Origin of the sequence: Clostridium sp. MSJ-8 (genome assembly GCF_018918325.1) — a bacterium.
Classification (GTDB): Bacteria; Bacillota; Clostridia; order Clostridiales; family Clostridiaceae; genus Clostridium.
On the sequence record NZ_JAHLQH010000054.1, the window covers coordinates 44,753 to 52,761 of the forward strand.

An 8,009-nucleotide genomic window follows, 5' to 3' on the forward strand; every position below is an offset into this window, starting at 1 on the left:
ATACACAATTTAGGGAGGATTAGTAAATGGTAAAGTTGTTTAAAGAAGGTGCATACTTACTAAACGGAGTGGAAATAGTTGAGGATGGAAGTGAACAAGCTGCAATACTTAAGAGTAAGCTTGGGGATAATTATCCATCAAAAGAAGAAGCTAAGAAGAATACTATGGCATACGGAATATTAAGTAGCCATAATACTTCTGGTAATATGGATAAGTTAAAGATTAAATTTGACAAATTAACATCTCATGATATTACTTTTGTTGGAATTATTCAAACAGCAAGAGCTTCAGGATTAGAGAAATTTCCAGTTCCATATGTACTAACAAACTGTCACAATAGTTTATGTGCTGTTGGAGGAACAATAAATGAAGATGACCATATGTTTGGTTTATCATGTGCAAAGAAATATGGTGGAGTTTATGTACCACCTCATCAAGCAGTAATTCATCAATTTGCTAGAGAAATGTTAGCAAGTTGTGGAAAGATGATATTAGGATCAGATAGTCATACACGTTATGGTGCTTTAGGAACTATGGCTATAGGAGAAGGTGGTCCAGAATTAGTTAAACAATTATTAAACAAGACATATGATATAAATATGCCTGGAGTAGTAGGAGTTTATTTAACAGGTGCACCTCAAAAAGGTGTAGGACCTCAAGATATTGCTTTAGCTATAATAGGAGCAGTATTTGCAAATGGCTATGTTAATAATAAAGTAATGGAATTTGTAGGAGACGGTGTCGCTAATTTAAGTGCTGATTTTAGAATTGGTATAGATGTTATGACAACAGAAACTACATGTTTATCATCTATTTGGAAAACAGATGATAAGATAAAGGACTTCTATGCTATCCATGGAAGACCAGAAGATTATAAAGAATTAAATCCAGGAAAAGTAGCATACTATGATGGAATGATATATGTTGATTTATCTCAAGTTAAACCAATGATAGCTATGCCATTCCACCCAAGTAATGTTTATTCAATAGAAGAATTAAATGCAAATCTTTATGACATATTAGATGATGTTGAAAAGAAAGCAGGAATAAGCTTAGACAACAAGATTAAATTTACATTAAAGGATAAAGTTCATAATGGTAAGTTATATGTAGAACAAGGAGTAATAGCAGGATGTGCTGGTGGTGGATTCGAGAATATCTGTGATGCAGCTGATATATTAAGAGGTACATCAATAGGAAATGATGAATTCTCACTTAGTGTATATCCAGCATCTCAACCAGTATACATGGAATTAGTTAAGAATGGTAGAATAGCTGATTTAATGCAAACAGGTGCAACAGTACGTACAGCATTCTGTGGACCATGTTTTGGTGCAGGAGATGTACCTGCAAATAATGGATTAAGTATCCGTCACTCTACTAGAAACTTCCCTAACAGAGAAGGTTCTAAGATAACAAACGGACAAATTGCTTCAGTAGCACTTATGGATGCTCGTTCAATAGCAGCAACAGCAGCTAACAAGGGATATTTAACAGCAGCTACAGATATAGATGTAAACTTTACTAAACCAAAATATTTCTTTGATAAAGCAATTTATGATAACAGAGTTTATAATGGTATAGGAAAAGCTGACCCTTCAGTAGAAATTAAGTTTGGACCTAATATAGTTGATTGGCCAAAGATGGTAGCGTTAACTGACAACTTACTACTAAAGGTTGTATCAGTTATTCATGATCCAGTTACAACTACTGATGAATTAATACCTTCAGGAGAAACTTCTTCTTATCGTTCTAATCCATTAGGTTTAGCTGAATTTACTTTATCTCGTAAGGACCCAGCATATGTAGGTAGAGCAAAAGAAATTCAAAAAGCTGAAAAGGCTAGAGAGGCAAATGAATCTCCAATATCTGCAGTAGCTGAACTTGAAGGAGTATTTAACACTATCAAAGGTAAATTCCAAGATGTTAACAACGATAATACAGGAATAGGTAGTACAATTTATGCAGTAAAACCTGGAGATGGTTCTGCACGTGAACAAGCAGCATCATGTCAAAAAGTTTTAGGTGGTTGGGCTAATATCGCTAAAGAATATGCAACTAAGAGATATCGTTCAAACTTAATTAACTGGGGTATGTTACCATTCATATATGAAGAAGAAATATGCTTTGACAATGGAGATTATATATTTGTACCAAATATAGTTGAAGCTGTAAAGGAAAAGAAGAGTACAATAACTGCTTATGTAGTTAATAAAGACATGAAGGAATTCGAGTTAAAACTTGGAGAACTTACAGATGATGAAAGAGAAATCATCTTAAAGGGATGTTTAATTAACTATTACAGAGGCTAATTATAATAAAATATTATTGATAAATTAAAAAAACCATCTTGCTTAAAATTATATAAGCAAGGTGGTTTTTAAGAAGACAGGGAGAGTGTCGACATGGAAAAACAAGAAATAATAAAATTAAATTTAGATTCATTATGTGTGTATAAGAAGATATTTTCAGAAAAAGTTGGGGATAAATTCTCAAAGCTTGTGGATAAAATAGTTCAAGATTCTAATGTAAATGAAGTTATATCTGCATATAATGATTTTACTTATGAATTATTTAAAGCTAGCAAGAATTTATCTTTTAAAGAAAGTATAGTTGATGAAATTTTATTAGATCATAACCCATATAGTTTAGGATTAGAGTTAAATGGAGATGTTCCAGGATTCACATTTCAAGGGATAAAATCTGAACTACAAAATATAAGCGATATATTGAAAATAAGTAGTAAAGACATAAAAGAATTAATTATAGGAAAATTCTCAGATGATGAGGTAATTAAAGATAGAATTAATTCTTTAATAGATTGGGGAATAGAATCTATAGAATATGTTCCTCAAAATGGTATGGCATATGAGAAGATTAAAGCTGTACTAATGAATACAGATAATTGGGGCGAATGTATAGACGAATTAAGTGAATTTTATAGAGATAATGGAACTGGGCGTGCATCAGCTTATGCTGCTTTCGTTTGGGAGAGATTTGATAATGAAGAAGAAGGCCATTTAAGAGAAATACTTGAACCAGATCCAATAAGATTATCAGATTTAATAGGTTATGAAGAGCAACAAGAAATAATAAAGAACAATACTATTAACTTATTAAAAGGATATCCAGCTAATAACCTTTTATTATATGGTTCAAGAGGTACAGGAAAGTCATCTACAGTTAAGGCTATATTAAATGAATACTATGAACAAGGATTAAGACTTATAGAAGTAGATAAATCTCAATTAAGTGATTTTACTAGAATAATAAGATTACTTCGTCATAAGAAACAAAAATTTATAATATTTGTTGATGATTTAGTGTTCCAAGAAGGGGAAGAAGGATATTCAGCACTTAAGACTATATTAGAAGGAAGAATTGAGAATAGACCTGATAATATACTTATTTATGCTACTACTAATAGAAGACACCTTATAAAAGAAAAATTCTCTGATAGAGATGATATTCATTATAGAGATACACAAGAAGAACAATTATCATTAGCTGATAGATTTGGAATTACTGTAAGTTTCTTGACTCCAAATCAAAATGAATTCTTGCATATTGTAAACAGTTTGGTAAAAAGTAGGAATTTAGAAGTCGATGTAGAATATATAAAACAAGAGGCTATAAAATGGTCTCAATGGTATAATGGTAGATCTCCAAGAGCTGCAAGACAATTTGTAGATTGGCTAGAAGGTCAAATTAATAACAAATAATCAAGTGATTTATAAAATTAGGAGAGACATTTAGAAATGGGCAGAAAAATAAGACTAGCAGGTATAGCATATGAAAGTTTGGTTAATGGACCTGGAATGAGAAGAGTATTTTTTTCACAAGGGTGCAAACATGACTGCAAAGGGTGTTTTAATCCTGAAACTCATGATTTTTATGGGGGCGAGGAGAAAGACATGGACGAATTAATAGAAGATGTATTAGATAATCCAATGCTTAGAGGTGTTACTTTTAGCGGCGGAGACCCTTTTGAAAGGGCTGAAGATTTTGCGTATATGGCACAAAATTTTAAGAAATCTAATATAAATATCTGGTGTTATACTGGATATACTTTTGAATACATTATCGAAAATAAACATAAGATAAATGGGTGGAGTGACCTGATTGAAAATATTGATGTATTAGTAGATGGAAGGTTCGACATGTCAAAACAAGATGAGGGTTTAAGATTCAGAGGATCATCTAATCAAAGAATTATAGATGTTCAAGCAAGCTTAACAGAGGGAAAAGTTGTGTGCTTAGAATACTAGACAGTTGTAGTAAAGTGTTAAATTTAATTTAATGATATTAAGAAAAAATTATAAAAGACGAAATAAAGTCTATAAAGTTCATTAATTGTTTACCATAATTTACTAATGGTAAATTGAATTAGGAACTACAAGATGATATTCTATAAGTACAAGAAAAACAATAAAACGTTAAGTTAAGAAAGGATGAGAAATTATGAACAGGATACCACCATCAGAATTATGTGTAATGAAAGTAATATGGAGTAGCAGTGAACCTTTATCTTCTAGACAAATTATTGATATTCTAGAAGAAGAAAAGGGGTGGAAGAGAACTACAATATTAACACTATTATCTAGATTGGCTGAAAGAGGTTTCTTAAGCACAGAAAAAATAAAGAGATATACTTATTATACTCCTTTAGTTGACAAAGATGATTATGTGAAATTAGAAACTAAAGAATTCTTTGATAAGATTCATGAAAATTCACTAAAGAGTTTGGTAACTGCTTTACATGAAAATCATGATTTATCAGACAAAGATTTAGAAAACCTTGAAAAGTGGGTAAAAGAAAAATAGTAGTGTTACCTATATATGTAGGCAACAAAAATGGAATGGATTGTAGGGAATCTAATAAAAACATTTATAATTAGTAGTGTGGGGATTATAGTATTATTAATACTAAGAAGTACATTGTTTCAAAAATATAGGAAGGTTGTTTCTTATTATAGTTGGATAATATTATTAATAAGAATGATGTTTCCAATTAGTATAACAATAGATGTTACAGAGATTATTAAAAATGCTAGTAATTCTATAAGTAGCTTCTTAAAATTATTTATAAATATAGGGGATAAGCTAGAAAGAATTTCTAATATTAAAATAATAGGGTATATATGGCTTATAGGTGCTATTATAATAGCTATATACAAAATAAGTACTTATATTGCTCTTAAGAAAAATATATTAGGAATAAGTTATGCAGTAGAGGATAAGAGAATTATTGATATCTATAACAAGGTTTTAAAGGATATGAATATTAATAAGGAAATCCATCTTAAGCAAAATAAAGATAATGTAATTCCGTTTGGAATAGGAATATTTAAAAAGTATATTGTATTACCCAATATAAACTATAATAATGAGCAGATTGAATGGATATTGAGACATGAGCTCACTCACTTTAAATATAATGATATATTAGTAAAAATGTTGTATATGATTGTAAGTATAATTTATTGGTTTAATCCATTAATATACTTAATAAGCAAGGTTATAGAAGCTGATTGTGAATTATCATGTGATGAGAGAGTTTTGAGAAGATGTAGACAGGAACAAAAACAACAATATGCCTTAACAATATTAACATCTGTTAAACAATGTAGAAATAATAATATTGGAATAAGTACAACACTTGGAAGAGAATTTTCTATAAAGTTTAGAGTAGAAAGAATATTTGCAGAAAACTTAAAAAGAGGATTTACCATTATAGTGTGTATATTTTTATTGATTTTGGCAACAATGTTTAGTTTTACGATAAATGATAATCAAGCAATTAATGATTATAATATTAAAATAGAGCAAAATAAATAAAAAATTGGTGACCTTTAATTTAGGCCACCAATTTTTTTTATTTATTATTTTTTATATATTTATTAACTTGTTTTTCTAATATTGAAAATGGAGCTGGACCTACATCTAAAATAACTTTATTGAAATCTTTTAAATTAAAATTATCTTTTAATTCTTTAGAAGCATTGTCTCTAAGTTCTGCAAATTCAAGATATCCCACATAGTATTGCAAGTAATTAGCAGGGTCTTCTATTACTGTATGATATATAGATTCAGCTATAGAGCTATCATAACCGTAATCAGATAAGAAATCTTCAGTATCTTTTAATGTCCATCCATTGTAATTGACTTGAATATCTATTAGTGTTGGAATAGCTAAACATATTTCTGAATATGCTTGATTAAACTTAATTAAGTTATTATCATCACAATTAGTAAGCTCATATGATTGCATTTCAACATAAGTTGCCCAACCTTCAGTGTATCCTCCAAAGTTTAATAAGTGTCTTATAGGATAAGGGTTAGTGGAATTAAAGTAAGTCACTTGATATAAGTGTCCTGGATAACCTTCATGAGCTAAAGTAGAAAATAAAGATGATTCATCTACTTGGCTATTATTAATATATATAACATTATTAGAATAGTCATCTATAGGTGGTACCATAAAGAATGCTGGACTTAAGTGTTCTTCTAATGAAGGATCAACAGATAGAACTTTATAGCTTGCATCAGCTGCTTTAGGATAATAATCAGTCATCCTTTGTTTTAATAATTCTAATATTTGATTTGGATCAGTTGATTCAGGGGTTTGATTACTGTATTTTTCTATTATATCTGGTGATGAATTTAGAATAGTACTTAATTCTGTGAATTTGCTTACTAGTCTTTGTTTAACCATATCAGTTATATCATCTATAGATTTATCGCTTCCTACTGTATTAGCCACTAAAGCTTCATAATACTCTTTTCCTTTTTTAAAGTTACATAGACCACCATCATTCTTTCCAGATCCTTTTAGATCATTTAAAGAATCAATAAGATTTTGATATGTTGGAACAATAGTGTTTATAACTAAATCTTTATTTTTTTCTTTATAAGAGGCCTTTTCTTCATCAGATAGGTCAGATAAAGTATCTATTTTGTTATCAAATGTAGGTATTAGGTAATTATCTTCAGGGGAAGATATAAATTCTTTACATTGAGAAACTATATCGTCTACTGCAAAATCAGCCATAAATAATCCTTTTTTAGATTTTTTTTGTTCAAAACTAATAATATTTTTAAAGTAGTCTTCTAAAAGTTCTAGTATTTTTAAATAATCTTCAACATCATCTTTGGAATAAAATTTATACTCTGCAAGAGTAACTGGAAGATTAGCTTGAAAGCCTGTAGTAGGCCCTAATATAGTTGCATAATAATCTAATCCATCAGTAAGTGCAGCTGTTTCCAAGTATTTTTTTAATATATCATAGGTTAATTTTTGATCCTTAGTAAGGCAACTATAATCATAGGATTTGAGTTTTTTAAGAATTTTTTTGTTTTCTTTTGAATCTGTACCATCTTCTATATTACTGACACTGAAGTCACCTAAAGTTGCTGGAATATCTTTTATTCCATAGGAAGATGGATCTTTTAAATTATAGTGAAGAGTGATTGTGTCACTAGTTACTGTATCAATGAATTCTTCATTTAAGAATTCATCGAATTCTGCTTGTATCTTTTTTGCACTTTTTGAGTTGGTATTTGTTTTAGAATCAAAGGAACATGATACTAATGAAAAAGTGAGTAAAAAACACAGAGCTACTGAAAGTAATTTTAAATTTTTTCTCATAATATCCTCCATATTAGTGATTGTTAATGCAAAGTGCATTAAGAATATTATAACCTTTTTCTTACAAATAATCTACAAAAGCAGTTATTCAAATTAGAATAGGGGGACTTTAATCTTCATAATGAACTTTAGGATTTTTCATAATAAAAAAATAAGTTAGCGTTTAAAATGTTGTACTGTTTGAACTTTAGTGATTTTACAACATTTAGCTAACTTAATTTTTTTATATTTAGAAATTCTTAATTATTCTATTCATAAACGTGTTTTTTCTTGTCCTTTGCCTTAGCTTGTTTTTTCTTCAAAGGATGCTTTGGATTCTTATCTGACATATTCTATCGCCTCTTTTCTTTCTATGCTATGT

The 8,009-nt window shown here is 29.3% G+C and carries 6 protein-coding genes; 5 read left to right on the forward strand and 1 reads right to left on the reverse strand.

The window, feature by feature from the left end; genetic code table 11:
* Positions 1-26 precede the first annotated feature (26 nt).
* The 5 genes from KQI77_RS12850 to KQI77_RS12870 all read left to right on the forward strand — a co-directional run bounded on the left by KQI77_RS12850 (position 27) and on the right by KQI77_RS12870 (position 5,838).
* Positions 27-2,312, forward strand: coding sequence for a hydratase (locus KQI77_RS12850; RefSeq protein ID WP_216390836.1), 2,286 nt, complete (start codon positions 27-29; stop codon positions 2,310-2,312).
* Positions 2,313-2,405: 93 nt separating this feature from the next.
* The gene (locus KQI77_RS12855) at positions 2,406-3,722 is read left to right on the forward strand and encodes an ATP-binding protein (protein WP_216390837.1); all 1,317 of its coding nucleotides are present in this window, start codon (positions 2,406-2,408) and stop codon (positions 3,720-3,722) included.
* Between the two features lie 36 nt (positions 3,723-3,758).
* Positions 3,759-4,268, forward strand: coding sequence for an anaerobic ribonucleoside-triphosphate reductase activating protein (gene nrdG, locus KQI77_RS12860; RefSeq protein ID WP_216390838.1), 510 nt, complete (start codon positions 3,759-3,761; stop codon positions 4,266-4,268).
* Positions 4,269-4,461: 193 nt separating this feature from the next.
* A complete protein-coding gene (locus KQI77_RS12865) occupies positions 4,462-4,824 on the forward strand; it encodes a BlaI/MecI/CopY family transcriptional regulator (protein WP_216390839.1) in 363 nt (120 codons plus the stop codon).
* A 30-nt stretch (positions 4,825-4,854) separates the two neighbouring features.
* Positions 4,855-5,838 carry a M56 family metallopeptidase gene (locus KQI77_RS12870; protein WP_216390840.1) on the forward strand — a complete coding sequence of 328 codons (984 nt, stop codon included), beginning with the start codon at positions 4,855-4,857 and terminating at the stop codon, positions 5,836-5,838.
* 37 nt (positions 5,839-5,875) lie between these two features.
* Here KQI77_RS12870 and KQI77_RS12875 read toward each other — a convergent pair whose 3' ends face one another.
* Positions 5,876-7,648 carry a DUF885 domain-containing protein gene (locus KQI77_RS12875; protein WP_216390841.1) on the reverse strand — a complete coding sequence of 591 codons (1,773 nt, stop codon included), beginning with the start codon at positions 7,646-7,648 and terminating at the stop codon, positions 5,876-5,878.
* Between the last annotated feature and the right edge of the window lie 361 nt (positions 7,649-8,009).